The organism is Geodermatophilus sp. SYSU D01045, assembly GCF_054050295.1.
Genome location: NZ_JBJGZB010000045.1, coordinates 1 through 24,327, shown reverse-complemented (window position 1 = coordinate 24,327; position 24,327 = coordinate 1). Strand labels below are relative to the sequence as shown.

The window sequence follows — 24,327 nt, the reverse complement described above, 5'->3', positions numbered from 1 at the left end:
CCAGGCTCCGCAACAGCGCGCCCTCAGAGGCGCTTCCGGCGGTTGACCAGGCTGGCGGCCCGGTCCGTTCTCGCTTGGTGCAGGAAGAACCATACACGGCCCCGAAGGGGTCCTGCAGGGGGGTCCCAATGGCCGTGTCGGACCCGGGTGCCCCTCTGCAGGGGACCCCCACCGGCCTCGAGTGGCAGGGGCAGGAAGGTCCTTCCTCAGGCCACGCCGGCCGGGCGGAACTGGACGCTCACCCGCGGGCCGACCGGCCGCGTCGTCTTGGGGATGCAGTGCTCCCAGGTCCGCTGGCAGGAGCCGCCCATCACCACCAGATCCCCGTGCCCCAGGGGGAAGCGCAGGGTCTCGCCGCCTCCGCCGGCCGGCCGGAGCAGCAGCGGGCGGGGCGAGCCGAAGGAGACGATCGCCACCATCGTGTCCTCGGTGCGGCTGCGACCCAGGCGGTCGCCGTGCCAGGCCACGCTGTCCCGGCCGTCCCGGTAGAGGCACATTCCGGCGGTCACGAACGGCTCACCGAGCTCGGCTGCGTAGTGCGCGTCGAGCGCGGCGCGGGCCTCGGTCAACAGCGGGTGCGGCAGCGTCTCACCGCGCCCGTACCAGCGGAGCAGCCGCGGGACGGCGACCTCGCGGTCGTACATCTGACGCCGGTCGGCCCGCCAGCCGATGTCGCCGCGCAGCACCTCGAGCACCTCGTCCGACCCGCTCACCCAGCCCGGCAGGTGGTCGACCCACGCGCCCCCGCTGAGCACGTGCCTCCGCACCCGACCCCGGAGCGGGGTGAGCGCGGCCTCCTCGGCGACGTCGAACATCGACGGCTGGTGCGCGAGCGACATGGCGGCAGGCTAGCCGTAATCGAACGTGTGTACGAGTCCTCAGGCGGTGAGGGCGAGCGCGAAGGGCAGGACGCGGGAGGCCCCTGCCAGTCGCAGCTCCCGCCCGGCGACGGTCATCGTCCAGCGCGAGTCGGCGAGGTCGTCGACGAGCAGCACCGGCACCGGCCCCAGCTCGTCGAGCCGCGACCGCAGCTCCGACCCGACGACGATCCGCTGCCACACCCCCGCCAGCCGGAAGGCGCTGTTCCCGCCCGGGCCCCCGGTCGGCCCGCCGTGCGCGAGTGAGAGCTCACCCAGGTACGGCAGCCGCCCGATCCGCGCCAGGCCCTGCGCGACCCCGGACACCAGGCGGGGCCGGCGGCGCGACGGGACGGCGACCACCGCCACCGGCCGCTCGGCCCAGTCCCAGGCGCCGAGCACGCGGGCGCACGCGCGCAGCAGGTCCTCGTCCGGCGGGACGTCGGACACCGAGCGCTGCACGGGGACGTCGAAGGCGGCGTCCGGGTCCTCCTCGATGCCCGGCGCCTCGAGGTCGAGGGTCACCGTGCCGCCGACGCCGTCGTCGCCGAGCAGGGTGCGCAGCCGCTGGCCCCAGCCCAGGTCGGTGAGCCGGGCGACCGCCCGGCCCGGGTCCACCTGCTCGGTGGGCGCGATCTTCCCCTTCACCTCGACGCCGAGCCGGTCGGCACCGGTGGGCCACTGGGCCCGCGGGGCAAGCTCGACGCCCGGGCGGTCGAGCGCGGCGGAGGCCGCCTCGGCGGCACCGGCGGGGACGTCGGTCGGGTACCAGGGGCCGGCGCAGACGTCGCAGCGGCCGCACGGGGCGGCGGTCGGGTCGTCGAGCGCCTCCTGGAGGAACGCCATCCGGCAGCGAGCCTCGTCGACCGGCTTCGCGTAGGCGATCATCGACCGCTGCTCCGCCTCCCGGGTGCGGGCGACGCGGGCGTAGCGGTCGGCGTCGTAGACCCACGGGCGGCCGGTGGACCGCCAGCCGCCCTGCACCCGCTCCACCGCACCGTCGACGGCGAGCACCTTGAGCAGCAGCTCGAGCCGGGAACGGCGGACGTCGGCCACGGTCTCCAGCCGCGCCACCGACCACGCCTTCCCGTCGGCCATCGCCGAGAGCACCGCGGCGGCGTGGTCCTCGCGCGGCATGGAGGAGGTGGCGAACCACTGCCAGATGGCGAGGTCCTCGGGGCCGGGCAGGAGCAGCACGTCGGCGGAGTCGACGGCGCGGCCGGCGCGGCCCACCTGCTGGTAGTAGCTGACCGGCGACGACGGCGCCCCGAGATGGACGACGAAGCCGAGGTCGGGCTTGTCGAAGCCCATGCCCAGCGCCGAGGTGGCGACCAGCGCCTTGACCCGGTTCTCCCGCAGCGCCTCCTCGGCCTCCTTGCGGTCGGCGTCGTCGAGGCGGCCGGTGTAGGCGCGCACGTCGTGCCCGGCGTCGCGCAGCAGCCCCGCCGTCTCCTCGGCCGCGGCGACGGTGAGCGTGTAGACGATGCCGCTGCCCGGCAGGTCGCCGAGGTGGGCCGCCAGCCAGGCCAGCCGGGCGCGGTCGGTGGGCAGCCGCAGCACGCCCAGGCGCAGCGAGTCGCGCGCCAACGGGCCGCGGACCGTCGTCACCCCGACGCCGCCGGCACCCAGCTGCTCGGCGACGTCGGCGACGACGCGCTCGTTGGCCGTGGCGGTGGTCGCGAGGACGGGCGTGCCGGCCGGCAGGGTGCCGAGCAGGTCGCGGATGCGGCGGTAATCCGGGCGGAAGTCGTGCCCCCAGTCGGAGACGCAGTGCGCCTCGTCGACGACGAGCAGGCCGCAGCGGGCGACCAGGCCGGGCAGCTGCTCCTCGCGGAAGCGCGGGTTGGTCAGCCGCTCCGGGGAGACGAGCAGGACGTCGACGTCGTCGGCGGCCAGGGCGGCGGCGACGTCGTCCCACTCGGTGGCGTTGGCGCTGGAGATCTCCACCGCGCGGATGCCGGCGCGGGCCGCGGCGGCCACCTGGTCGCGCATCAGCGCGAGCAGCGGACTGACCAGCAGGGTGGGACCGGCACCGCGGCGGCGCAGCAGCGCGGTGGAGACGAAGTAGACCGCCGACTTGCCCCAGCCGGTGCGCTGCACGACCAGCGCCCGCTCGGAGCGCTCGACCAGCGCGGCGACGGCGGCGTCCTGTCCCTCGCGGAACACCGCGTCGGGCCGGCCGGTCAGCTCGCGGAGGACGCCGAGGGCCTCGGTCGCCAGGTCGGACGGGGGCGCGGCGGTGCTCATGGCACCCGACAGTAGGTGCGTCCCCCGACAGCGGGGCCGTGCGAGCGGGACCTGGGGACGACGGGCAGGATGGGGACGATGCGACCGCCGGACAACCACGTGCACACCGGGTGGTCGTGGGACACCCCGGGCAGCGTGACGATGGCCCGCGCCTGCGAGCAGGCCGTGGCGCAGGGGCTGCCCGCGATCGCCTTCACCGAGCACCTCGACTTCACGGTGTGGGGCGCCGACGACCGGGCCACCACGCTCGGCCTGGTCGACCGGCACGCCTCGCGGCACGCGCCGATCGACACCGAGGGCTACTGGGCCGAGCTCACCGAGGTCCGCGAGCGGTTCCCCGAGCTGCGGATCTGGTCCGGCGTCGAGGCCGGCGAGCCGCACCTGTTCGAGTCCAGCGTCGCCGCCCACCTGTCCGGCGCGCCAGTCGACCGGATCCTGGGGTCGCTGCACTCGCTGCACCACGAGGGCCGGCTCTACGGCGTCGGGCAGCTGCTCTACTCCGACGCCGACGGCACGATGCGCCGCTACCTGGCCGAGGTCGTGGACATGGTCGAGAGCAGCGACGTCTTCCAGGTCCTCGCCCACGTCGACTTCCCGCGGCGCTACTGGCCCGGCGGGTCGCACCGCTACGTGGAGAAGGACTACGAGGAGGAGTACCGGGCGGTGTTCCGCGCGCTGGCCGGCACCGGCCGCGCGCTCGAGGTCAACACCAGCAGCCCGCTGGCCTCGGTGGACCAGGTGCGCTGGTTCCGCGAGGAGGGCGGCGAGGCGGTCAGCTTCGGCAGCGACGCCCACCAGCCCGGCGCGGTGGGGCAGCGCTTCGACCTCGCCGTCGACGTCGTCGAGGCCGCCGGGTTCCGCCCGGGACGGGACCGCTTCGACTTCTGGCGCCGCTGAGCTCAGCCGGCCGCCCGGTCGAGGGCGGCGCGATAGACCCGGGGGAGCGCGACAGGGGCGATCAGGCCCTGGGCCAGCAGCACCGCCCGCCCGCGCAGCCCGCGGCCGCCACTGTGGCGCCACGTCACGTCGACGTGACTGCCGCCGTCGTCCCGCGGGGTGATCCGGACCTCGCCGGTGCCGCGGTCGCAGTGGTCGCTGTCCAGCAGCGTCCAGGTGACCCGATCGGGGTCCGACCACTCGTAGCGCAGCAGCACCCAGAAGGGGACGCCCGCGCTGCCCTCGCGCAGCACGGCCCAGCCCTCACCCTGCTCGCGGACCTCGTACCTCGCCGGGTCGAGGGTCTTCGACCACACCTCCAGCCGCCGGTCGCCGACGTCGGTGAACGCCTCGCGGGCCTGGGCAGGGGTGGCGCGGGTGTCGAAGCCGAAGCGGACGCGCATCACCGTCTCCTCCCGGGCTGCCCCCGCTCCCCCGGGAGTGTCCCGTGGCCGGGGGTCCCGCGGAGGGGCACGAGGTCCCGACAACTACTTCACCGCTAAGAGAAACGCCGCTAGGGTCGCCGGGGTGACGTCCCGCCGCGTGGTGATCGCCCTCGGGGGCAACGCCATGACCGGAGCCGACGGCTCCGCCACGCCCCAGGCCCAGCGGGACGCGATCCACGAGGCGGCCGGCCACGTCGCCGAGGTGGTGGCCGCCGGGGTCGAGGTCGTACTCACCCACGGCAACGGCCCGCAGGTGGGCAACCTGCTGGTCAAGAACGAGCTCGCCGCGCACGTCGTGCCACCGGTGCCGCTGGACTGGAACGTCGCGCAGACCCAGGCCACCATCGCCTTCACCGTCGCCGACGAGCTCGACGCGGCCCTGGCCGCCCGCGGGCTGCCCCAGCGCACCGCCGGGCTGGTCACGCGCACCCTGGTCGACGTCGACGACCCGCACTTCCGCGAGCCGTCGAAGCCGGTCGGCCGCTTCCTCCCGCGCGAGGAGGCCGAGCGGTTCGTCTCCCTCGGCCAGGTGTGGGAGGACCGCGGCCCGCGGGGCTGGCGGCGGGTGGTCGCCTCGCCCGAGCCGAGGGCGGTCGTCGACTCCCCCGCGATCCACGCCCTCGCCGCGGCCGGCTTCGTCGTCGTCTGCGCCGGGGGCGGGGGCATCCCGGTGACCGACGACGGCGGGGACGGCGCCGCCCTGCGCGGCGTCGAGGCCGTCATCGACAAGGACCTCACCGCCGCCGTCCTGGCGCGCGACCTGGACGCCGACACCCTGGTCATCGCCACCGACGTCCCGAACGTGATGGTGGACTTCGGGACGCCGTCCCAGCGCCCGCTCGGCCGGGTCACGGTGGCCGAGCTCCGGAAGCACGCCGGGGACGGCCAGTTCGCCCGGGGCTCCATGGGCCCCAAGGTCGAGGCCGTCCTCCGCTTCGTCGAGGGCGGCGGCGAGCGCGCCGTCGTCACGTCGCTCGAGAACATCGCCGACGCCGTCACCGGAGACGCCGTCGGCACCGTGCTCACCGCCGCATAGAGCCGCACAGGAAAGAGGAACAGGTGCCCGCACCGATCGAGGTCCGCAAGGTCCCGCTGCACAACGTGAGCGACGCCAGCGAGCTGGCCAAGCTCATCGACGACGGCGTCATGGAGGCCGACCGGGTCGTCGCCGTCATCGGCAAGACCGAGGGCAACGGTGGCGTCAACGACTACACCCGGATCATCGCCGACCGCGCCTTCCGCGAGGTGCTGCTGGAGAAGGGCACCCGGTCGAAGGAGGAGGTCGCCGAGATCCCGATCGTGTGGTCCGGTGGCACCGACGGCGTGATCAGCCCGCACGCGACGATCTTCGCCACGCTGCCCGAGGACGCCGTCGAGAAGACCGAGGAGCCGCGGCTGACGGTGGGCTACGCGATGAGCGACGTCCTGCTGCCCGAGGACATCGGCCGCATCTCGATGGTGGAGAAGGTCGCCGAGGGCGTGCGCCGCGCGATGGAGGCCGCCGGGATCACCGACCCGGCCGACGTCCACTACGTGCAGACCAAGACGCCGCTGCTGACCATCGAGACCATCCGCGACGCGAAGAACCGCGGCAAGGACACCTACTACGACGAGCCGCACGGCTCGATGGACCTGTCCAACGGGACGACGGCGCTGGGCATCGCGGTGGCGCTCGGCGAGATCGAGATGCCGGAGCAGGAGCAGGTCATGCGCGACCTGTCGCTCTACAGCGCCGTCGCCTCCTGCTCGTCGGGCGTGGAGCTGGACCGGGCGCAGATCGTCGTCGTCGGCAACGCGCGCGGACACGGCGGGAAGTACCGGATCGGGCACTCGGTGATGAAGGACGCCCTCGACCAGGACGGCATCTGGGACGCCATCCGCCAGGCCGGGCTCGAACTGCCCGAGCGGCCGCACGTCAGCGACCTCGGCGGCCGGCTGGTCAACGTCTTCCTCAAGTGCGAGGCCGACCCGACCGGCTACGTCCGCGGCCGGCGCAACGCGATGCTCGACGACTCCGACGTCTTCTGGCACCGCCAGATCAAGGCCACGGTGGGCGGCGTCGCGGCGTCGGTGACCGGCGACCCGGCGGTGTTCGTCTCGGTGGCCGCGGTGCACCAGGGCCCGTCCGGCGGCGGCCCGGTCGCCGCGATCATCGAGGCCTGACGGAGGGGACCCGCAGGGCCCCGACCCTGCGGGTCCCGCTCACGGCAGGATCGCGTCCACGTAGCCGCCGTCGACCCGCAGCGCGCCGCCCGTGGTGGCCGAGGCCAGCGGCGAGGCGAGGTAGACGCACATGTTCGCGATCTCCTCGGGCTCGATCAGCCGCTGCAGCAGCGACGCCGGGCGGTGCTCGCGCACGAACCGCCGCTGCGCCTCGTCCCACGGCAGGTCGCGCCCCACCAGCGAGTGGACGAACTCCTCGACGCCGCCGGTGTGCGTGGGCCCGGCGATCACCGAGTTGACCGTCACCCCGGACCCGGCAGCCTCCTTCGCGAAGCCGCGGGAGACCGCGAGCAGAGCCGTCTTGGAGACGCCGTAGTGGACCATCTCGGCGGGGATGGCGACCGCGGAGTCGCTGGCGATGTACTGCACCCGGCCCCAGCCGCGCTCGCGCATCCCGGGCAGGTAGGCGCGGGTGAGCCGCACGGCGGTGAGCACGTTGGTCTCGAAGTAGCGGCGCCACTCGTCGTCGGTGATCTCCAGCGCCGGCCGGGCGCCGAAGACCCCCAGGTTGTTGACCAGGACGTCGGCGTCGGGGACCGCCTCGAGCAGGGCCGCGGTGCCCTCGTCGGTGGTCACGTCGCCGGCGACGGTGCGCACCTCGCTCTCGATCCCGGCGGCGGCCCGCTCGAGCTTGCCCGGGTCGCGGCCGGTGAGGACGACGGCGGCGCCGGCGGCCGCCAGCCCGGTGGCGATGGCCAGGCCGATGCCCTGGGACGAGCCGGTGACGACCGCGGTGCGGCCGGAGAGGTCGATGCGCACGGGGCTCCTCGGGTCTCGGACGGCACGCGCGCGACCTGCGCGCGGCACGGGGCGAACAGCTCCCGGCGGGTGCGGGCGTGTTCCCGGGGTCGCCGGTCACCCGGCCCCGCGGTGGCGCACCCGGGCCTGCTCCGGTACACCGTCACCCGTCCGTGATCATCCCGTTTCCCCTGCATGGGGGTCGGGTAGAGGCGGATCCTGATCATTCGACGAGTGAAGTGGGCCGAGCCATGGACACGGATCATCGCGAGGGTCACGGGGGACTCGTGGGCGCCGTCCGGGGCGCGTTGGAGCAGTTCATGGCTCTGACGGGCCTCGAACCCGTCGCCACCACCGGCGTGCGCCGGGACGGCGACGGGTGGTCCGTGCTCGTCGACGTCGTCGAGCTCGAGCGCATCCCCTCCACCACGAGCGTCATGGCGACCTACCGGGTCGACATGGACGGCTCCGGGACGCTGACGGGGTTCGAGCGGCTGCGCCGCTTCAGCCGCGGCCAGGTGGACCAGGCATGAGCGGACCCGTCGCCCGCCGTCAGGTCGGCGTCGGGAGCGGAGCGCTCGGCCGGCAGCCCGACTCGCTGGCCGACGTCCTCGAGCGGGTGCTCGACAAGGGCATCGTCATCGCCGGCGACATCGTCGTGAACATCCTCGACATCGAGCTCCTGACCCTCAAGCTGCGCCTGTTCGTGTCCTCCGCGGAGACCGCCCGCGAGATGGGCCTGGACTGGTGGAGCCACGACCCGTTCTTCTCCGGCCGGCCCGCGCCGGCCGTCGAGGGCGGCGAGCGCGACGACGGTGAGCGCGACGACGGCGAGGTCGCCGCCCTGCGCGCGCGCGTCGCCGAGCTGGAGGAGCTGGTCCGCCGGCAGGGCCTCGAGGCCGGTCCGGCGGACGGGGACGGGGCGACGGACGAGGCGCCGGAGCGGCGGGGGGCCGAGCAGCCGTGACCGGTCCCGACGTCCCCGACCGCCTCACCCGGGTGGCCCGCGAGCTGGGCCCCGAGGTGCTGGCGGACGCGGTCGTCCGGGGCCGTGAGCTGGCGGTCGAGCGGCTGGCCGGCCTGCTCGCCGACGCCCTCGTGGCGGAGGTCCTCGCCGGCCGGGCGCCGGGTGCGGCTCCCGCGCCGGCCGCGGCCGCCCGCCCGGAGCCCGCCCCGGCGCCCGATCCGGCCCCGGCGCCCGACCCCGCTCCGCCTCCCGTGCCCGCGCCGCGGACGGACGCGGCCCCGGCCTCCGGCGAGGTGCTCTACGCCTTCGCGCTGACCCGCGCCGACCTGCCGGTGCCCGCGGACCCGCCCGGCGCCCCCGACGGCGGGCACCCCCTCGAGCTGGTCACCGACGGCGACCTCGGGCTGCTCGTGCGCCGCGTGCCGCGCGCCGACCTCGAGGTCGATCCCGACGACCTGTCCGAGGGCGGGCGGCTGGCGCTGCTGGCCCGCGGCCACGACGCCGTCGTCCGGGCCGCCGTCGCCGCCGGTCCGGTGCTGCCGCTGCGGCTGGGCACCGCCGTCCCCGACGCGACGGCGGCCCGCCGCCTGCTGGCCGAGCACGCCGCCGTCGCCCGTGAGCAGCTGACCCGCATCGGCGACGCGCGCGAGTGGGGCGTCCGGCTGGTCCGCTCGGCCGACGGCGAGGAGACCCCCGACCGCGGGTCCCGGCCCGACCGGGAGGAGCTGACCGGCACCGCGTACCTGGCCCAGCGCCGGCAGGCGCTGCGCGAGCGGGAGGAGTCGGCCCGCGACGCGGCCCGGGCGGCCGACCGGCTCGAGCAGGCGCTGGACCCGCACGTCCGGGAGTGCCTGCACCGCGGCGCCGCGCCGGCATCAGGGCTGCTGCTCGACCTCGCCTGCCTGGTCGTGCCGGACGCGGACGAGGCGTTCCTCGCCGCGGTCGGCGAGGTCCGGCCGGAGCTCGAGGCCGACGGACTCGCGCTGGAGGTGAGTGGCCCCTGGCCGCCGTACTCCTTCGCCGCGCTGACCGCGGAGGGCAGCGGTGGCTGAGCGGACCGGGATCCTCGGCGGGGACACCCGCGGCACGAGCCTGGTCGAGCTGCTCGACCGGGTGCTGCAGCGCGGCGCCTACGTCGGCGGGGACGTCGTCATCACCCTGGCCGGCATCGACCTGGTCCGGCTGGACCTGCGCCTGCTGCTCACCGCCGTCCAGCCCCGGGAACCGCAGCCGGTCCGCGTGGAGGCCGTCCGGTGACCGGCCCCGACCCCCAGCTCCCGCAGCGGAGGGGACCGTCCGGCGCCGCCCGCCGCCTCGAAGGCAGCGGCGAGGAGGTCGGCCGCTCGCTGGGGCGGCTGGTCGTGTCCCTGCTGGAGGTCGTCCGCCAGGTCGTCGAGCGCCAGGCGCTGCGGCGGGTGGACGCCGGCGACCTCACCGACGCCCAGGTCGAGCAGCTCGGCCGGGCCCTGATCGACCTGGAGGCCACCTTCGACGAGTTGATCGACGCGTTCGGCGTCGTTCCCGAGGACCTGTACCTGCCCCTCGACCTCACCGCGCTGGCCCGCGGTGGCACCACGGGCACCAGAGCACGGCCCCCCGACCCCGACCCGAGCAGGAGACAGCCATGACCATGTCCACGTCCTCCGTCAACCGCGCCCCCCGGCCCAGCGGCCTCGCGGACGTCCTCGACGTCGTCCTCGACAAGGGCATCGTCATCGACGCGTACGTGCGCGTGGCGCTGGTGGGCATCGAGTTGCTCACCATCGACGCGCGGATCGTCATCGCCAGCGTCGACACGTACCTGCGCTTCGCCGAGGCGGTCAACCGTCTGGACCTGCAGCCGCAGGACCAGGTCGCGGGCCTCCCCGGCCTCATCCGCGAGGTCACCCAGGGTGGGTCCCGGGCCAAGACCAAAGGAGCCCTGAGCGGCGCCCGGGAGACCGCCCAGGACGTCATCGGCTCCCTCACCGGCCGCGACCGGGACCGCGAGGAGGGCGACGGCGGCTCGCGCGGCGGCGAGCGCGGCGCCCCGGCCTCGCGGCGGCCGCAGAACCGGAGCTGACGGTGCTGCTCGTCCACGGCGTCCTCCGCGGAGCCGACGCGCCCGCCGTCGGCCGGGTGCCCCCCGGCCGGCTGGGGCAGCCGCGCACCGTCGTCGCGGGGCCGCTGGCGGCGGTGGTGTCCGACGCGCCCGAGGGCGACCTGGCCGGCGACGACGCCGTCGCGCACCTCGACCTGCTGGTGACCCTGGTCGTGACCGTCCCGGTGCTGCCGCTGCCGTTCGGGACGGTCGCGCCCGACGAGGACGCCGTCCGGGCCGAGGTGCTCGAGCCGTCGGCGGACGAGCTGGCCCAGCGCCTGGACGCCGTGGCAGACCTGGTCGAGCTGCGGCTGGACCTCGACTTCGACACCGACGCCTCGGTCGCCGCGGTGAGCCGCGACGACCGGGACATCGCGCGGCTGGCCGCCCGCGCCCGGGTGCCGGGGGCCTCGCTGGCCGACCGGATGGCGGTGGGCGAGGCGGTGGCCGCGCGCGTCGCCGACCTGCAGGCCGAGCTCGCCGCCACCTGGACCCAGGAGCTGGCGGGGGTCGCCGAGCAGTCGCGCGAGCTGCACGTCGACGAGCAGGTGTCGCGGACCGCGTACCTGGTCCGCCGTGACCGGCTCGACGACGCCGACGCCGCGGTCGCCCGCCTGCGGGAGGCGGCCGCCGGCAGCGCGGGCGTCGAGTACGTGGGCCCGATGCCCGTCTACAGCTTCCTGGACGACGTGGTCGTGGGCTCGCAGCCCGCACCCCGTTCGCGATGGGGGTGGTGAGGGAAAGCACCACACCGTCGGTACGGGGGCCGGCGGCAGTCGATCGAGCAGTTGCACCGGGGACCGGGTCCCCGGTGGGAGAAGAGGATCACTGTGACCGAGAGTCCCACCCCGTCCGTGCTCAAGCTGGGAGCCGCCACGCTCGGTGGCTACCTGCTGGGCCGCATGAAGAAGGGCCGGGCCGCACTCAGCTTCGCCATGTGGGTCGCCGGCTCGCAGTCCGCGCTGGACCCCAAGCGCCTCCTGCGTGAGGCCCTCCTGTCCGTCGCCAGCAGCAACGAGGCCAAGGAGCTGCTGACCCAGCTGCGCGGGCCCCTGCTGCAGGCCGGCAGGAGCGCGGCGACGGCGACGTTCGACACCCAGCTCGCGGCGCTGACCAAGGCGCTGGAGCAGCGCACGGCCGCGCTCAACGAGAAGGCCGGGAAGGCCGTCGACACCGTGGGTGAGGCGGCGCTCAAGGCCACCGACACCGCCGGCGAGGCCGCCTCCACGGCCACCGACACCGCCGGCAAGGCGGCCGGCACGGCCACCGGCGCCGCGGGCGGCGCGGCCGAGTCGGGCACCGGCGTCCTCCGCCGCGGCCTCCGGGCGATCACCGGCAAGGGCAAGGGCCAGGAGGACAAGGACCAGGAGGGCCAGGACCAGGAGGACACCGCCGAGGACCAGGACACCGCCGAGGACCAGGACACCGCCGAGGACCAGGACACCGGCACCGACGAGGACCGGGCCGCCGAGGACCAGGCCGCCGAGGACGAGGAGTCCGAGGAGGGCGAGGCCGAGGGCGAGGACGTCCCCGACGACCGGGCCGAGGAGGACACCGGCGCAGCCGAGGCCGAGGGGTCCGACGAGGACACCGACGAGGCCGAGGAGTCCGACGAGGACACCGACGAGGCCGAGGAGTCCGACGAGGACACCGACGAGGACACCGACGAGGCCGAGGGGTCCGACGAGGACGAGGCGGACGACGACCTCAGCGCCGAGGACGACACCTCCGACGAGGAGGAGTCCGACGAGGACACCGACGAGGACGACTACGAGGACGAGGACTCCTACGACGACGAGGAGGACGAGGCGGAGGACGAGGCGGAGGACGAGGGCGACGAGGACCTCACCGCCGAGGACGACACCTCCGACGAGGACGACACCTCCGACGAGGACGAGGAGTCCGAGGAGGAGTCCGGCGAGGGCGAGGAGGACGCCACCGCCGAGGGCGAGGAGGACGCCACCGCCGAGGGCGAGGAGGACGCCACCGCCGAGGGCGACACCTCGGCCGGGGACGCGTCCGGTGAGGACGAGTCCGAGGAGGAGACGTCCGAGGAGGAGACGTCCGACGAGGGCAGCGACCGCACCCCCGACCCGGGTCACGCCGACGTCGACGTCGACCCCGGCCAGGCCGGCGGCTCACCCGGCGACGACACCGACGACGGGGGCGACGACGGGGGCGAGCAGGACACGCCGCTGCCGCCGCGCCGCGGGGCCCGGCGTCCGCAGGGCCGCCAGGAGGGTGGCCGGGCCCGCGGGGCCCAGGGCGACCGGGGACAGCAGTCCTCCGACGCGCCCCGCCGGCGGTCCCGGCAGACCGGCGACGCCGCGTCCGGCGGCGGCCAGGAGGCCGGCCGCCGTGACGAGGGCCGCCAGACCGAGGCCGAGCCGGCACGCCGCGCCCGGCCGCAGGGCCGCACTCCCCGTCGTCCGCGCACGGAAGGAACCCGGGCATGACCAGCACGGAGAACCAGGAGAACCAGGAGACCGGCGGCGGCCGAGGTGGCGGGGGCCTGCTCGGCGGGCTCGCCAGCAACCCGGTGATCGGCAAGCTCGGTGACGCGGCGAAGGACTACGCCAAGGCCCGCGCCACCGACGCGGTGAAGTCGCTCGGCAGCAAGGTCACCGGCGTCACCGACGGCCTCAAGGAGAAGGCCGAGGGCGGCGGCTTCGTCGCTCCCGCCGCCACCGGGGCCATCTCCCGGCTGGCCCAGGGCGACAGCCCGGTGAAGGCGGTGCTCGGTGGTGTCGGCTCCGGCATCAAGGAGAAGATCAAGGGCGCCTTCCGCAAGGGCGGCGGGGCCGGCGGCAACAAGAAGTTCGTCAACATCGTCGAGGACGTCTACGTCGGCGTCCCCGTGAACGTCGCTTACGACCAGTGGACGCAGTTCCAGGAGTTCGCCAGCTTCATGAAGGGCGTCGACTCGGTCGACCAGGCGGACGAGGTGTCCAGCAACTGGCGGGTGAAGGTGGCCAAGTCCCGCCGGAACTGGAAGGCGACCATCACCGAGCAGATCCCGGACCGGCGGATCGTCTGGACCACCGAGGGCGCCAAGGGCACGACCAAGGGCGTCATCACGTTCCACCCGCTCGCCGACGACCTCACCCAGGTCCTGCTGGTCATGGAGTACTACCCGCAGGGCCTGTTCGAGAAGACCGGCAACATCTGGCGGGCCCAGGGTCGCCGCGCCCGGCTGGACCTCAAGCACTTCCGGCGCTTCATCATGATGCGCGGCGAAGCCACCGGGAGCTGGCGCGGGGAGATCCGGGACGGCGAGGTCGTCCGCGGGCCCGACGAGCCGGAGCCGGACGAGACCGGTGCCGAGGCTCCGGAAGGAGCCGAGGACCAGGACGAGACCGGCTACGACGAGGAGGCCGGGTACGACGAGGAGGAAGCCGGCGAGGAGGAGGAGGCCGGCGAGGAGGGCGCTGAGGAGGAGCCCGAGGAGGCCCCCGAGGAGGAGCCCGAGGAGACGCCGGAGGAGGCTCCCGAGGAGGAGCCGGTCCCTGCAGGGGCGCCCTCCGGCGACGGATCCGGGGGCGGGACGCCCCCGCGGCGACGGGCGCGGCGGGCAGCACCCGCCGGGACCCGCTGAGAGGAGGAGTCCGTGTCCCAGACCGAGAACGGGGAGGTCCCGGCGTCGCTGCGTGAGGCTGCCGTCTCGCTCAGCGTCCGGGAGGAGGTCCTCGACGTCCTCCTGGAGAAGATCGAGACCGACCACTACCCGTCGGCGACGATGATGGACGACGTCGAGGCGCTGCTCACGCCGTGGCGCAAGCAGGAGTACGCGGAGATCCTGCTGGACAAGATCCGCCAGGACCGGTTTCCCAGCAGGTCGCTGATCCAGCGGCTGGTCCGCCTGTCCTCCTGAGGTGGACCCGCCGGCCGGCGTCGGGGTGCTCCACGGCACCCCGGCGCCGGCCGTGGCGTGTCCGCGGTCAGGAGGGTCCGCGGAACCACGACCCCGGCGGCAGGTCCGGGGGCACCGGCGGCTCCGGGTCCCACGGTGCCGGGGGCGTCCACGGCCACAGCTCCACCACACCGGCGGCTGCGGCCCGGATCGCCGTCCCGTCCAGCTCGGTCGCCGCCTCCTCGATGCCCAGGTCGGCGGACCGGACGACGACGGTCAGGGGCCCGTCCGGGGGCAGCGGCGACAGCCACCACTCCTGGTCGGCCGTGCGGTCGCCGGCCGACCCCGCCCCGGGCTGCCAGACCAGGTCCGGGTCGTTCCGGGGCACACCCCCGCTGGCGACCCGGCGGCCGTCGGCGAGACCGACCCCGACCAGCAGTCCGCCGCGCCCGGGTCCGAAGACGAGTTCCGACAGGCCGTGCACCGATCTCGGGCGCTCGCGCACGCGGACGGCCAGGGTCGTCGAGACCCCGGTCGAGTAGACCTGGAGCCCGACCAGGGCGACGGCGGCGTCGCCGGTGCGGGCGAGCAGCACGTTCACCGGCAGCGCCACCGGCACCTCGTTGTCCGGCGGGCCCATCCGCCGGAGGAACTCCTCGTCGGGGGCGTCGTCGTCGGGGGCGTCGCCGTCGGGGAAGCCGGTGTGCCACACGGGGCGCAGCCTGGCGCGTCCGGCCGGGCGGGCGCCAGCCCGTTAGCGTCGGGCACGTCAACGGAGCCGGAGAGGGTGCGGATGATCGACAAGCGGGTCGGGTCGCCGGCCGAGGCCGTCGCGGGTATCGAGGACGGCGCGACCGTGCTCATCGGCGGGTTCGGCGCCTCCGGCGTCCCGGTGGAGCTCGTGCACGCCCTGCTCGACCAGGGGACCACCGAGCTCACCATCGTCACCAACAACGCCGGCTCCGGGGAGACCGACGTCGCGGCGCTGCTGCGCGAGCGGCGGGTGCGCAAGATCGTCTGCTCCTACCCGCGCTCGACCGGCTCGATCTGGTTCGAGGAGCGCTGGCGCGCCGGTGAGGTGGAGCTCGAGCTCGTCCCCCAGGGCACGCTCAGCGAGCGGATGCGCGCCGCGGCCGCGGGCCTCGGCGGGTTCTTCACCCCGACCGGTGCCGACACCAGCCTCGCCGAGGGCAAGGAGGTGCGGGTCATCGACGGGCGTCGTCACGTCTTCGAGGAGCCCCTGCCCGGCGACGTCGCCCTGGTGCGGGCCGCGCGCGCCGACCGCTGGGGCAACCTCGTCTACCGCACCGCCGCGCGGAACTTCGGCCCGACGATGGCCGCGGCGGCCGCGCTGACCGTCGTCCAGGTGGACGAGTTCGTGGAGCTGGGTGAGCTGGACCCGGAGGTCATCGTGACGCCGGGGATCTTCGTGGACCGCGTCGTGGAGGTGGGCAGGGCGTGAGGCTGGACACGCGGGACGTCGCACGGCGGATCGCCCGGGACATCCCCGACGGCGCCTACGTCAACCTCGGCATCGGGCTGCCCACGCTGGTCGCCGACTGCATCGGGGACGACAAGGAGGTCGTCTACCACTCGGAGAACGGGATCCTCGGGATGGGCCCCGCCCCGGCGCCGGGCGAGGAGGACCCCGAGCTGATCAACGCGGGCAAGCAGCCGGTCACCCTCCTGCCCGGCGGGGCGTTCTTCCACCACACCGACGCCTTCCTCATGATGCGCGGCGGCCACGTCGATCTGACCGTGCTCGGCGCCTTCCAGGTCTCCGAGCGCGGCGACCTCGCCAACTGGGCCACCGACGACGCCTCGCACCCGCCCGCGGTCGGCGGCGCGATGGACCTCGCCGTCGGCGCCAAGCGGGTGCTGGTCATGACGACGCACACGACCAGGTCCGGCGAGCCCAAGCTCGTGCCGCGCTGCACGTACCCCCTCACCGCCGCCGGCGTGGTCGACCGCGTCTACACCGACCTCGCCGTCCTCGACGTCACCGCCGACGGGTTCCTCGTGCGCGAGATGGTGGCCGGGCTCAGTCGCGACGACCTGCAGGGCGCCACGGCCGCCCGGCTCTCCTTCGCCGACGACGTCGGGGTGCTGGTGCCGGGTCAGCGGGAGTAGTACTCCACGACCAGCTGCTCCTCGCACACCACCGGGACCTCCTCGCGGGCGGGCACGCGCTCGACGCGCGCGGTCAGATCGGCCGGCCGCACCTCGAGGTAGGCCGGGGCGGTGGCGTGCGCGCCGGCCGCGGCGACCTGGAACGGCTCCTTCGTCCGCGATCGCTCGGCGATCGAGATCCAGTCGCCCGGGCGCAGCCGGTGGGACGGGCGGTCCACCCGCCGGCCGTTGACCAGCACGTGCTGGTGAGTGACGAACTGGCGCGCCTGGTAGATGGTCCGCGCGAAGCCGGCCCGCAGCACGGTGGCGTCCAGCCGCGACTCGAGGTCCTGGATCAGCGCCTCGCCGGTCTTGCCGCCGGCGCGCCGGGCCCGGTCGAACGCCCGGCGCAGCTGGGTCTCGCTGACGTCGTACTGCGCCCGCAGCCGCTGCTTCTCCAGCAGCCGGGTGGAGTAGTCGCTCTGCTGCTTGCGCTTGCGGCCGTGCTCGCCCGGCGGGTACGGGCGGCGCTCGAAGTAGCTCACGGCCTTCGGGGTGAGCGGCAGGCCGAGCCGGCGACTGAGCCGGACCTTGGGACGCGGGGTGTTCAACCGGACCTCCGTAGTCGAGTTAGGTTAGGTTCACCTTACCCACATTCCGACACCCGAGGTGGTCGATGACCGCCGGCCCCTCCCCCCGCGCCGGTGCGGGCACCACCGGCATCCCCCGGCCCTCCCCCGCCGAACGCGCCCGCACGGTGGCCGCCCGGGCCTCGGCGGCGCTGCACGCGGTCGGCGTCGGCGCGGTCGAGGTCACGGTCAGCGGAACGACGGCGGCCGGGCAGGTGCTCGTCGTCGTCCCCGCCGACGGGCGGCTGGCGACGGCGCTGCGGACCTCGCCCCTGGGTGACCTGCCGGCGCGGCTGACCGTCACCGACCGCACGCCCTTCCCGGTGCAGCACCCGGTGCGCGGCCAGGTGGAGCTGTCCGGCTGGCTGACCCCGGTGCACCCGGCCGGCGTGCAGGCGGCCCTGCTGGACCTCGCCGAGGTCCGCCCCACGGACGCGCTGCTCGACGTCGGCCTGGGCGCGGCGCTGCTGCGCCTGGACCTCGCCGAGGTGCTGCTCACCGACGCCGGGACGACGTGCGAGGTCGAGCCCGAGGACTTCGCGGACGCGCGGCCGGACCCCGTGTGCGCCGACGAGTTCGGCCTCGCCGCCGCGCACGCCGGCGCACTGGGCTCCCTGCTCGGCCGGGTGCAGGCCTGGGCCGGTCCGCGTGACGACGTCCGCCTGCTCGGGCTGGACCGGCACGGCGTGCGGTTCCGCGTCGAGGCCCGGCGCTCCTGCTACGACCTGCGCGTGCCGTTCCGGGTGCCACTGTCCGCAGGGGAGGGCCTGGCGGCCGCGCTGGACACCCTGCTCGCCTGCGGGCCGGCCTGATCCCTCCTCCTCCGCGGCGAGATCACGTGATCTCGCCGCGGAGGAGGGCTCGGATGGTCGAGATCACGCGATCTCGACGGAACGGCCCGCTCAGTGGCCGGCGAACCGGTCGGTCGACGATGCCGGCGTCAGCTCACGCGGCGGTGGCGGCGCGGGCCTCCTCGGCGAGCGCGGCCAGCGCCTGCTCGAAGCACTCCCGCGGCGGCTGCACGAGGCCCGCGCCGACCTGGCCGGTGCCGGCCACCCGCCCGGCCATGCCGGTGTTGATCTGCGGCAGCCACGCGGTGCGGGCGACGGCGAGGACGTCGATGCCGGTCGGGGCGCCGCGGAAGCCGAGGATCGGGATCGCCATCGCCGGGTTCTCGGCCAGGGTGAGCTGGTACATCCGCTCGGTGGTGGCCAGCGCGTCGGGCACGGTGCCGCCGACGAACCGCACGATCGCCGGGGCCGCGGCCATCGAGAACCCGCCGACGCCGTAGGTCTCCATGATCGCGGAGTCGCCGATGTCGGGGTTGGCGTCCTCGGGGCCGTAGTCACCGAGGAACAGGCCCACCGGCGTCTGCGCGGGGCCGGTGAACCAGCGGTCGCCGGTGCCGGCGGTCTGCACGCCGAACTCGGTGCCGTTGCGCGCCATGACGGTGACCAGCGTCGAGCCGGGGACGTCGCGGGCGGCGTCCATCGCGAGCTTCGCCGTCGGCATGCCGAGGTTGAGGAAGAAGTGCTCGTTGCCGCCGATGAAGCGCAGCGCGGCGGCGACGTCGTCCGACGGGGCGTCGAGCGCGGCCAGCGCCGGGGACAGCTCGCGCAGCGTCATCAGCGACCCGGCGCGGTTGCGGTTGTGTCCCTCGTCGCCCATCTGCAGCATCTGCGCGAGCACGGCCTTGACGTCCAGCGGCTCGGCCATCGAGCGCACCGCGCGGGCCAGCAGCGGGCCGAGGACGTCGCGCATCCAGGCCAGCCGGGTGAGCACCTCCTCGTTGAAGGCGCCCATCCGCAGCACCTTGCCCAGGCCCTCGTTGAGGTTGCAGTAGGCCCGGCCGCCGTTGACCGGGTCCTCCAGGCACCACGCCCACATCGACGGCGAGGTCACCCCGGCCATCGGGCCGACGGCGGAGCGGTGGTGGCACGGCTCGAGCTCCACGCCGCCGGAGGCCAGCAGTGCCTCGGCCTCCTCCACCGTCGACGCCCAGCCCTCGAACAGGCAGGCGCCGACGAGCGCGCCGCGCATCGGGCCCGACGCCGCCTCCCAGGCCAGCGGCGGACCGGAGTGCAGCAGCACCCGCCCCTCCAGGCCCAGCACCTCGCCGGCCGGCCGGACGTCGGTCAGCACCGACCCCGCGGCCAGCACCCGCTCGACCGCCGTCCGGTTGGCCGCCGCCCGCCGCGGGTCCAGCGCCAGCGCGGCGAGGTCGGCGGGGTCGCCGAAGCCGGGCGGCCGCCAGTCGACGTCGGCCACCGACGCGCCCTGGGCGCGCAGCGCGCCGGAGAACACGTCGACGCCCGCGGCCACCACCGCCGGCGGGCCGTCCAGCAGACCACCCAGGCTCATCGCTGCGCTCCCAGCAGGTCGAGGGCGTACCGCGTGGCCGCGGCGTTGGAGGCGAAGACCGCGGCACCGGCCGCGGCGAGGGCGTCGGCCTGCCGGCTCCAGCCCTGGGGGTCGGCCTCGGTGCCGACCAGCGCGACCACCACCGGCAGGTGCGCCCGGGCGCGGGCGGCGGTGAGCGCGGGGACGAGGGCGGCGGCCGGGTCGGCGTCGGCGCCGTGGCCGAGGACGACGTCGAGCAACAGCACCGCGGGCTCGCCGGACTCGGCCAGCCGCTCGATCGCCTCCAGCCGCAGCGTCGGGTCGATCATCGGGTGGGCGCGGCCGACGGTGAGCGCGTCGTCGCCGAAGTCGACGACCACGTGGCCGCGGGCGGACAGGTCCGTACCGAGGTCCAGCTCCGGCCGCAGCGGGGTGTTGGACCGGACGTCGCCGAGCACCGGCGCGGCGATGAGCATCGCCTCGTCGGCCAGCGTGCCGCCGGAGTAGAGGCCCTTGAGGACCGCGCCGGGCAGCGCGGCCTCCGCCGGCCCGGGCCGCGAGGGCCACACCGGGACGTCGAGCCCCGTGTCGGCCAGCAGCGCCTCGACGGCGGCGGTGAGGTCGGGCGTCTCCGGCGACAGGGCGGCCGACCGCACCGGCGTGGCCAGCCCCGCAGCGGCCCGCTCGACCGCCTCGGCCACCGACGGCGCCGGCGGCTTGGAGACGACGAGCACCCGCTCGGTGGCCGGGTCGGCGTCGAGGGCGGCGAGCGCGTCGAGGGTGGCCAGGCCGCCGACGGCCTCGGACAGGTCGCGCCCGCCGACACCGATCACGTGGGAGACGCCGACGCCGGCCGCGTCGAGCAGGCAGGACACCTGCTGCGCGCCGGTCCCCGACGCCGCGACGACGCCGACCGGCCCGGGCCGCACCACGTTGGCGAAGCCCAGCGCGACGCCGGAGACGATCGCGGTGCCGCAGTCGGGACCCATGACCAGCACGCCGGCGTCATGCGCGGCGCGCTTGAGCGCGACCTCCTGCTCGACCGGGACGCCGTCGGAGAAGACCAGCACGCTGCGGCCGGCGGCGATCGCGTCGGCGGCCTCGAGCGCGGCGTACTGCCCGGGGACGCTGACGATCGCCAGCGCCGGGGCGCCCGGCTCGAGGTCGTCGAGGCCGGCGCCGATCGTGCGGGCCGGCTGGGCGTCGGCGGTGGCGCGGGAGCGCTCGCGCTCGGCCAGGGCGGCGTCGACGGCGGCCACCGCGGCGGCCAGGGCGTCGTCGTCCGCGGCCCGGATCGCGATGAGCAGCTGGTCGGGCGCGGGGGTCTCCGCGGGCGCCAGCCCCATCCCCGCGGCGAGCTCGACGTTGAGCGGCGTCGCCATGGCGACGAGGACGGCGCTGACGCCCTCGCGGGCGCCGACGTCGCGGCTGACCTGCATCAACCGCACCGAGTCGGCGTAGACGCCGCTGCGCAGGGAGACGTGCCGGACGCCCTCTCCGGGGCCTGGAGCGCTCACCCCGCCGACCGTACCGGGAGATCCCTCAACGGTGAGATATCGACGACGCAACGATCTTGTTGCCGGTCGAACATTTAGCGCTGAGGCACTTTCGCCCCGGCGTGTCGCGTGACACTGTGACGGCCTCCCGGGGGTGGCGGCACCTCCCGGCCCGCATCGGCTGTGCCTCGCGAGGAGGACCCCATGGCGTTCGGTTGGAAGCTCTACGGCGACGGCAAGACGCCGCCGCTGGGCGAGGCCGTCGCGCCCGACGAGCGACTGTCGTGGCCCCGCACCGTCGGCATCGGCGCCCAGCACGTCGTCGCGATGTTCGGCGCGACCTTCGTCTTCCCGATCGTCATGGGCCTGGACCCCAACCTGGCGATCATGATGAGCGGGATCGCGACGATCATCTTCCTGCTTATCGTGAACGGGAAGGTGCCGAGCTACCTGGGCACCAGTGCCTCGTTCGTCGGCGGCGTCGTCGCCGTCCGGGCGCAGGGCGGCGACTCCAGCGACGTCGTCGGCGCGATCCTTGTCTCCGGCGTCGTACTGGCGCTGGTCGGCGTCCTCATCCACTTCGCCGGGGTCCGGTTCCTGCACGCGATCCTGCCGCCGGCGGTGACCGGCGCGGTCGTGCTCCTGATCGGCTTCAACCTGGCCCCGGTGGTCGCCGGCATCTACTGGCCCCAGGACCAGTGGGTGGCGCTGGCCACGATGAGCTTCGTCATCGTCGCCTCGCTGCTGCTGCGCGGCTTCTGGGCCCGCATCTCGATCCTGCTCGGCCTGGTCTTCGGCTACCTGCTGTCGATCCTGCTCGACGCGACGGCCGGCCAGATCACCTCGCCCGACGGCACCGGCGAGGTCGTCACCCGCGACCGGATCAACTTCGACACCGTCGGCCAGGCCGACTGGTTCGGCCTGCCCGACTTCACCGCGCCCAGCTTCTCGCTGAACTTCAGCCTGCTGGTGCTGCCCGCCGTCATCGCGCTGGTCGCGGAGAACGCCGGCCACGTCAAGGCGGTCGCCGAGATGACCAAGCGCGACCTCGACCCCTACATGGGCCGGGCGATCGCGGCCGACGGCGTCGCCACCGTCGTGGCCTCCTCGGTCGGCGGCTCCCCCACCACCACCTACGCCGAGAACATCGGCGTCATGGCCGCCACCCGCGTCTACTCGACGGCGGCCTACTACGTGGCGGCCCTGGTGGCGATCCTGCTCGGCCTGTGCCCGAAGTTCGGCGCGCTGATCAACATCATCCCGGGCGGCGTGCTGGGCGGGATCACCGTCGTCCTCTACGGGATGATCGGCCTGCTCGGCGCGAAGATCTGGAAGGAGAACCGGGTCGACTTCGCCAACCCGATCAACCTGGTGCCGCTCGCCGCGGGCATCATCATCGCCATCGGCAACGTGAACCTGCAGATCACCGACACCTTCTCGCTGGGCGGCATCGCGCTGGGCACCATCGTGGCGGTGCTCGGGTGGCACGTCGCCCGCGCCCTCGCACCGGCCGAGATGAAGGCGGCGCTCGTGGCCGAGCGGGAGTACGCGGGGGGCACGGGTCCCGCGCTCGGCCACGCCGGGGCGCACGACTACCGCGCCGGGGGTCAGGAGTACAGCGCCGACCCGTCGTCGGTCGACCAGGTGGGCCGCCCCGGCACCGACCGACGCAGGGACATGCTCGAGAAGTGAAGCCCGCACCCTTCCGCTACGCCGACCCCCGGTCCCTCGACGAGGCGCTCGACGTCCTGGCCGAGCCCGGCGCCAAGGTGCTCGCCGGCGGGCAGTCGCTGCTGCCGCTGCTGGCGATGCGCCTGGCGGCGCCGGCCACGCTGGTCGACGTCAACCGGGTACCCGGCCTCGACGCCGTCGAGGCGACCGGGGACGGCGTGCGGGTGGGGGCCCTCGTCCGGCACGCACGACTGCTCCGCGACAGCCCTGACGCGAACGCCGCCGCCCGGGTCCAGCCGCTGCTGGCCCGGGCGACGGCGAACGTCGCGCACCCGGCGATCCGCAACCGCGGGACGACGGTCGGCTCGATCGCGCACGCCGACCCCTCCGGCGAGATGACCTCGGTGCTCGCCCTCACCGGCGGCTCGGTCACGGTGGCGACGCCGCAGGGCCGGGAGACCGTCGGCTGGCGGGACCTGTTCGTCGGGCCGCTGGAGACCTCGCTGCCCGGCGGCGCGGTCGTCGTCGACGCCTTCTTCCCCGCCCTGCCCGAGCGCTCGGGCACCGCCTTCGCCGAGGTCGCCCGGCGCAGGGGCGACTACGCCGTCTGCGGGGCCGGCGTCGTCGTGACCCTGGACGCGGACCGCCGGGTGGCCGCCGTCCGCGCGTCCTACCTGTCGGTCGGGCTGGTGCCCGAGGTGCACGACCTCACCGAGGCCGTCGCCGGCAAGCCCGTGGACAGCGCCGACTGGGCCGCGGCCGGTGCGCTGGCCCGCACGCTGGTCGACCCCGACACCGACATCCACGCCAGCGCCGACTACCGCCGGCTGCTGGTCGGCGTGCTCACCGAGAGGACCCTCGCCGAGGCGGCCGCCGAGGCGATCGAGAGGACCGCTGCATGACCTCCGTCGACACCCCACGGATCGACACGGAGCGGACCGTCCGCGTGACGGTGAACGGCGTCCCGCGGGAGGTGACCGTCCCGGTGCGCCGGGTGCTCGCCGACGCGCTACGCGACGACCTCGGGCTGACCGGCACGCACGTCGGCTGCGCGCACGGCGTCTGCGGCTCGTGCACGGTGCTCGTCGACGGCGACCCGGTGCGCTCCTGCCTGGTGCTCGCCGTGCAGGTCGACGGCGCCGAGGTGACCACCGTCGAGGGCCTGGCCCGCGAGGACCACCAGCGCGGGCAGGTGCTCCACCCGGTGCAGGAGGCCTTCCGCGAGTGCCACGCCCTGCAGTGCGGCTTCTGCACCCCGGGCTTCCTGGTCACGATCGCGGCGGGCCTCGAGGCGCGCGACACGGCCACGGAGATCACCGAGGAGGAGGTCGACGAGCTCGTCGGCGGCAACCTCTGCCGGTGCACCGGCTACGCCAACATCAAGAAGGCCGTCCGGCACGCCGCCGCGGCGATGCGGGAGGACGCCCGGTGAGGGCGGCAGGAACGGCCGTTCCTGCCGCCGGGAGGCGAGTGCGGTGACCACCAAGCTGTTCGGGGAGCCGGTCCGCCGGCGCGAGGACGCCCGCCTGATCACCGGCCGCGGCCGCTACCTCGACGACATCGGCGCCGGCGCGCTGGCCGCCGCCTTCGTGCGCAGCCCGCACGCCCACGCGCGCGTGGTCGACGTCGACGTCGAGGCGGGGGGGGCCGGCGGGCGGCGGGGGGGGCGCGTCGCCGACCACGCCCACCCCCCCCCCCACCCCGCCCCCCGCCCCCCGCGCCCCCCCCCCCCCCCCCC

Annotated in this window: 28 protein-coding genes; 20 read left to right on the top strand and 8 right to left on the bottom strand. The window is 75.2% G+C overall.

The features are described 5' to 3' along the window. Positions 1 to 206: 206 nt before the first annotated feature. The gene (locus tag ACI798_RS22460; protein WP_457048991.1) at positions 207 to 839 is read right to left on the bottom strand and encodes an alpha-ketoglutarate-dependent dioxygenase AlkB; all 633 of its coding nucleotides are present in this window, start codon (positions 837 to 839) and stop codon (positions 207 to 209) included. Positions 840 to 878: 39 nt separating this feature from the next. After that, a complete protein-coding gene (locus tag ACI798_RS22455; protein ID WP_457048990.1) occupies positions 879 to 3,104 on the bottom strand; it encodes a RecQ family ATP-dependent DNA helicase in 2,226 nt (741 codons plus the stop codon). 78 nt (positions 3,105 to 3,182) lie between these two features. Between ACI798_RS22455 and ACI798_RS22450 the strand changes: the two genes are divergently transcribed. Further along, positions 3,183 to 4,001 (top strand): PHP domain-containing protein, encoded by an 819-nt coding sequence (locus tag ACI798_RS22450; RefSeq protein ID WP_456942553.1) that lies wholly within the window; start codon positions 3,183 to 3,185, stop codon positions 3,999 to 4,001. 2 nt (positions 4,002 to 4,003) lie between these two features. Here ACI798_RS22450 and ACI798_RS22445 read toward each other — a convergent pair whose 3' ends face one another. Continuing rightward, entirely contained in the window at positions 4,004 to 4,444 is a 441-nt protein-coding gene (locus ACI798_RS22445) for a hypothetical protein (protein WP_456942554.1), read from the bottom strand. Between the two features lie 124 nt (positions 4,445 to 4,568). Between ACI798_RS22445 and ACI798_RS22440 the strand changes: the two genes are divergently transcribed. Next, a complete protein-coding gene (locus ACI798_RS22440; protein WP_457048989.1) occupies positions 4,569 to 5,522 on the top strand; it encodes a carbamate kinase in 954 nt (317 codons plus the stop codon). A gap of 23 nt (positions 5,523 to 5,545) precedes the next feature. Further along, entirely contained in the window at positions 5,546 to 6,649 is a 1,104-nt protein-coding gene (gene bar, locus ACI798_RS22435) for a barbiturase (protein WP_457048988.1), read from the top strand. Between the two features lie 39 nt (positions 6,650 to 6,688). Here bar and ACI798_RS22430 read toward each other — a convergent pair whose 3' ends face one another. Then, entirely contained in the window at positions 6,689 to 7,468 is a 780-nt protein-coding gene (locus ACI798_RS22430; protein ID WP_457048987.1) for an SDR family NAD(P)-dependent oxidoreductase, read from the bottom strand. Positions 7,469 to 7,698: 230 nt separating this feature from the next. On the opposite strand from ACI798_RS22430, the gene ACI798_RS22425 reads away from it, so the two are divergent. From ACI798_RS22425 to ACI798_RS22380, 10 genes are all read left to right on the top strand, one after another. Next, on the top strand, positions 7,699 to 7,980 hold the full coding sequence (locus ACI798_RS22425) for a gas vesicle protein GvpO (RefSeq protein WP_456936118.1): 282 nt from the start codon (positions 7,699 to 7,701) through the stop codon (positions 7,978 to 7,980). After that, positions 7,977 to 8,414 (top strand): gas vesicle protein, encoded by a 438-nt coding sequence (locus ACI798_RS22420; RefSeq protein ID WP_456942558.1) that lies wholly within the window; start codon positions 7,977 to 7,979, stop codon positions 8,412 to 8,414. Before ACI798_RS22425 ends, ACI798_RS22420 begins: the two co-directional genes overlap by 4 nt. After that, entirely contained in the window at positions 8,411 to 9,466 is a 1,056-nt protein-coding gene (locus ACI798_RS22415) for a GvpL/GvpF family gas vesicle protein (protein WP_456942559.1), read from the top strand. The genes ACI798_RS22420 and ACI798_RS22415 overlap by 4 nt, the downstream gene beginning before the upstream one ends. Continuing rightward, complete coding sequence (gene gvpJ / locus ACI798_RS22410; RefSeq protein ID WP_456942560.1) at positions 9,459 to 9,671, top strand: gas vesicle protein GvpJ; 213 nt, start codon at positions 9,459 to 9,461, stop codon at positions 9,669 to 9,671. Before ACI798_RS22415 ends, gvpJ begins: the two co-directional genes overlap by 8 nt. Beyond that, entirely contained in the window at positions 9,668 to 10,042 is a 375-nt protein-coding gene (locus ACI798_RS22405) for a gas vesicle protein K (RefSeq protein ID WP_456942561.1), read from the top strand. Before gvpJ ends, ACI798_RS22405 begins: the two co-directional genes overlap by 4 nt. After that, positions 10,039 to 10,476, top strand: coding sequence for a gas vesicle structural protein GvpA (locus ACI798_RS22400; RefSeq protein WP_456942562.1), 438 nt, complete (start codon positions 10,039 to 10,041; stop codon positions 10,474 to 10,476). The genes ACI798_RS22405 and ACI798_RS22400 overlap by 4 nt, the downstream gene beginning before the upstream one ends. Before the next feature lie 2 nt (positions 10,477 to 10,478). After that, positions 10,479 to 11,231, top strand: a complete 753-nt coding sequence (locus tag ACI798_RS22395; RefSeq protein WP_456942563.1) for a GvpL/GvpF family gas vesicle protein — start codon at positions 10,479 to 10,481, stop codon at positions 11,229 to 11,231. Between the two features lie 93 nt (positions 11,232 to 11,324). Continuing rightward, positions 11,325 to 12,950, top strand: a complete 1,626-nt coding sequence (locus ACI798_RS22390) for a hypothetical protein (protein ID WP_457048986.1) — start codon at positions 11,325 to 11,327, stop codon at positions 12,948 to 12,950. Continuing rightward, positions 12,947 to 14,089, top strand: a complete 1,143-nt coding sequence (locus ACI798_RS22385) for an SRPBCC family protein (protein WP_456942565.1) — start codon at positions 12,947 to 12,949, stop codon at positions 14,087 to 14,089. Before ACI798_RS22390 ends, ACI798_RS22385 begins: the two co-directional genes overlap by 4 nt. 12 nt (positions 14,090 to 14,101) lie before the next feature. After that, positions 14,102 to 14,365 (top strand): hypothetical protein, encoded by a 264-nt coding sequence (locus ACI798_RS22380; protein ID WP_456942566.1) that lies wholly within the window; start codon positions 14,102 to 14,104, stop codon positions 14,363 to 14,365. A gap of 67 nt (positions 14,366 to 14,432) precedes the next feature. On the opposite strand, the gene ACI798_RS22375 is transcribed toward ACI798_RS22380, so the two are convergent. Further along, positions 14,433 to 15,056 (bottom strand): hypothetical protein, encoded by a 624-nt coding sequence (locus tag ACI798_RS22375; protein WP_456942567.1) that lies wholly within the window; start codon positions 15,054 to 15,056, stop codon positions 14,433 to 14,435. Positions 15,057 to 15,137: 81 nt separating this feature from the next. Between ACI798_RS22375 and ACI798_RS22370 the strand changes: the two genes are divergently transcribed. Together ACI798_RS22370 and ACI798_RS22365 are read left to right on the top strand one after the other, a co-directional pair. Next, entirely contained in the window at positions 15,138 to 15,806 is a 669-nt protein-coding gene (locus ACI798_RS22370; protein WP_456942568.1) for a 3-oxoacid CoA-transferase subunit A, read from the top strand. Continuing rightward, positions 15,803 to 16,474: a 3-oxoacid CoA-transferase subunit B gene (locus tag ACI798_RS22365; RefSeq protein WP_456942569.1), complete on the top strand. Its 672-nt coding sequence runs from the start codon at positions 15,803 to 15,805 to the stop codon at positions 16,472 to 16,474. The genes ACI798_RS22370 and ACI798_RS22365 overlap by 4 nt, the downstream gene beginning before the upstream one ends. On the opposite strand, the gene rpsD is transcribed toward ACI798_RS22365, so the two are convergent. Continuing rightward, on the bottom strand, positions 16,462 to 17,064 hold the full coding sequence (rpsD, locus tag ACI798_RS22360) for a 30S ribosomal protein S4 (RefSeq protein WP_456942570.1): 603 nt from the start codon (positions 17,062 to 17,064) through the stop codon (positions 16,462 to 16,464). The genes ACI798_RS22365 and rpsD overlap by 13 nt on opposite strands. Positions 17,065 to 17,129: 65 nt before the next feature. On the opposite strand from rpsD, the gene ACI798_RS22355 reads away from it, so the two are divergent. Continuing rightward, on the top strand, positions 17,130 to 17,894 hold the full coding sequence (locus ACI798_RS22355; RefSeq protein ID WP_457048985.1) for a DUF2470 domain-containing protein: 765 nt from the start codon (positions 17,130 to 17,132) through the stop codon (positions 17,892 to 17,894). 133 nt (positions 17,895 to 18,027) lie between these two features. Here the strand turns inward: ACI798_RS22355 and ACI798_RS22350 are convergent, their stop codons facing one another. Both ACI798_RS22350 and ACI798_RS22345 read right to left on the bottom strand, forming a co-directional pair. Beyond that, positions 18,028 to 19,443: a DUF1116 domain-containing protein gene (locus ACI798_RS22350; protein WP_456942572.1), complete on the bottom strand. Its 1,416-nt coding sequence runs from the start codon at positions 19,441 to 19,443 to the stop codon at positions 18,028 to 18,030. Then, a complete protein-coding gene (locus ACI798_RS22345; protein WP_456942573.1) occupies positions 19,440 to 20,939 on the bottom strand; it encodes an FdrA family protein in 1,500 nt (499 codons plus the stop codon). Before ACI798_RS22345 ends, ACI798_RS22350 begins: the two co-directional genes overlap by 4 nt. A 183-nt stretch (positions 20,940 to 21,122) precedes the next feature. On the opposite strand from ACI798_RS22345, the gene ACI798_RS22340 reads away from it, so the two are divergent. The 4 genes from ACI798_RS22340 to ACI798_RS22325 all read left to right on the top strand — a co-directional run. Further along, positions 21,123 to 22,610, top strand: a complete 1,488-nt coding sequence (locus ACI798_RS22340; protein WP_456942574.1) for a uracil-xanthine permease family protein — start codon at positions 21,123 to 21,125, stop codon at positions 22,608 to 22,610. Beyond that, positions 22,607 to 23,491, top strand: coding sequence for an FAD binding domain-containing protein (locus tag ACI798_RS22335; protein ID WP_456942575.1), 885 nt, complete (start codon positions 22,607 to 22,609; stop codon positions 23,489 to 23,491). The genes ACI798_RS22340 and ACI798_RS22335 overlap by 4 nt, the downstream gene beginning before the upstream one ends. Then, positions 23,488 to 24,021 carry a (2Fe-2S)-binding protein gene (locus ACI798_RS22330; protein ID WP_456942576.1) on the top strand — a complete coding sequence of 178 codons (534 nt, stop codon included), beginning with the start codon at positions 23,488 to 23,490 and terminating at the stop codon, positions 24,019 to 24,021. The genes ACI798_RS22335 and ACI798_RS22330 overlap by 4 nt, the downstream gene beginning before the upstream one ends. Positions 24,022 to 24,064: 43 nt before the next feature. Further along, positions 24,065 to 24,327, top strand: a 263-nt coding sequence (locus tag ACI798_RS22325) for a hypothetical protein (RefSeq protein WP_457048984.1), incomplete at its 3' end; no start/stop codon positions are given.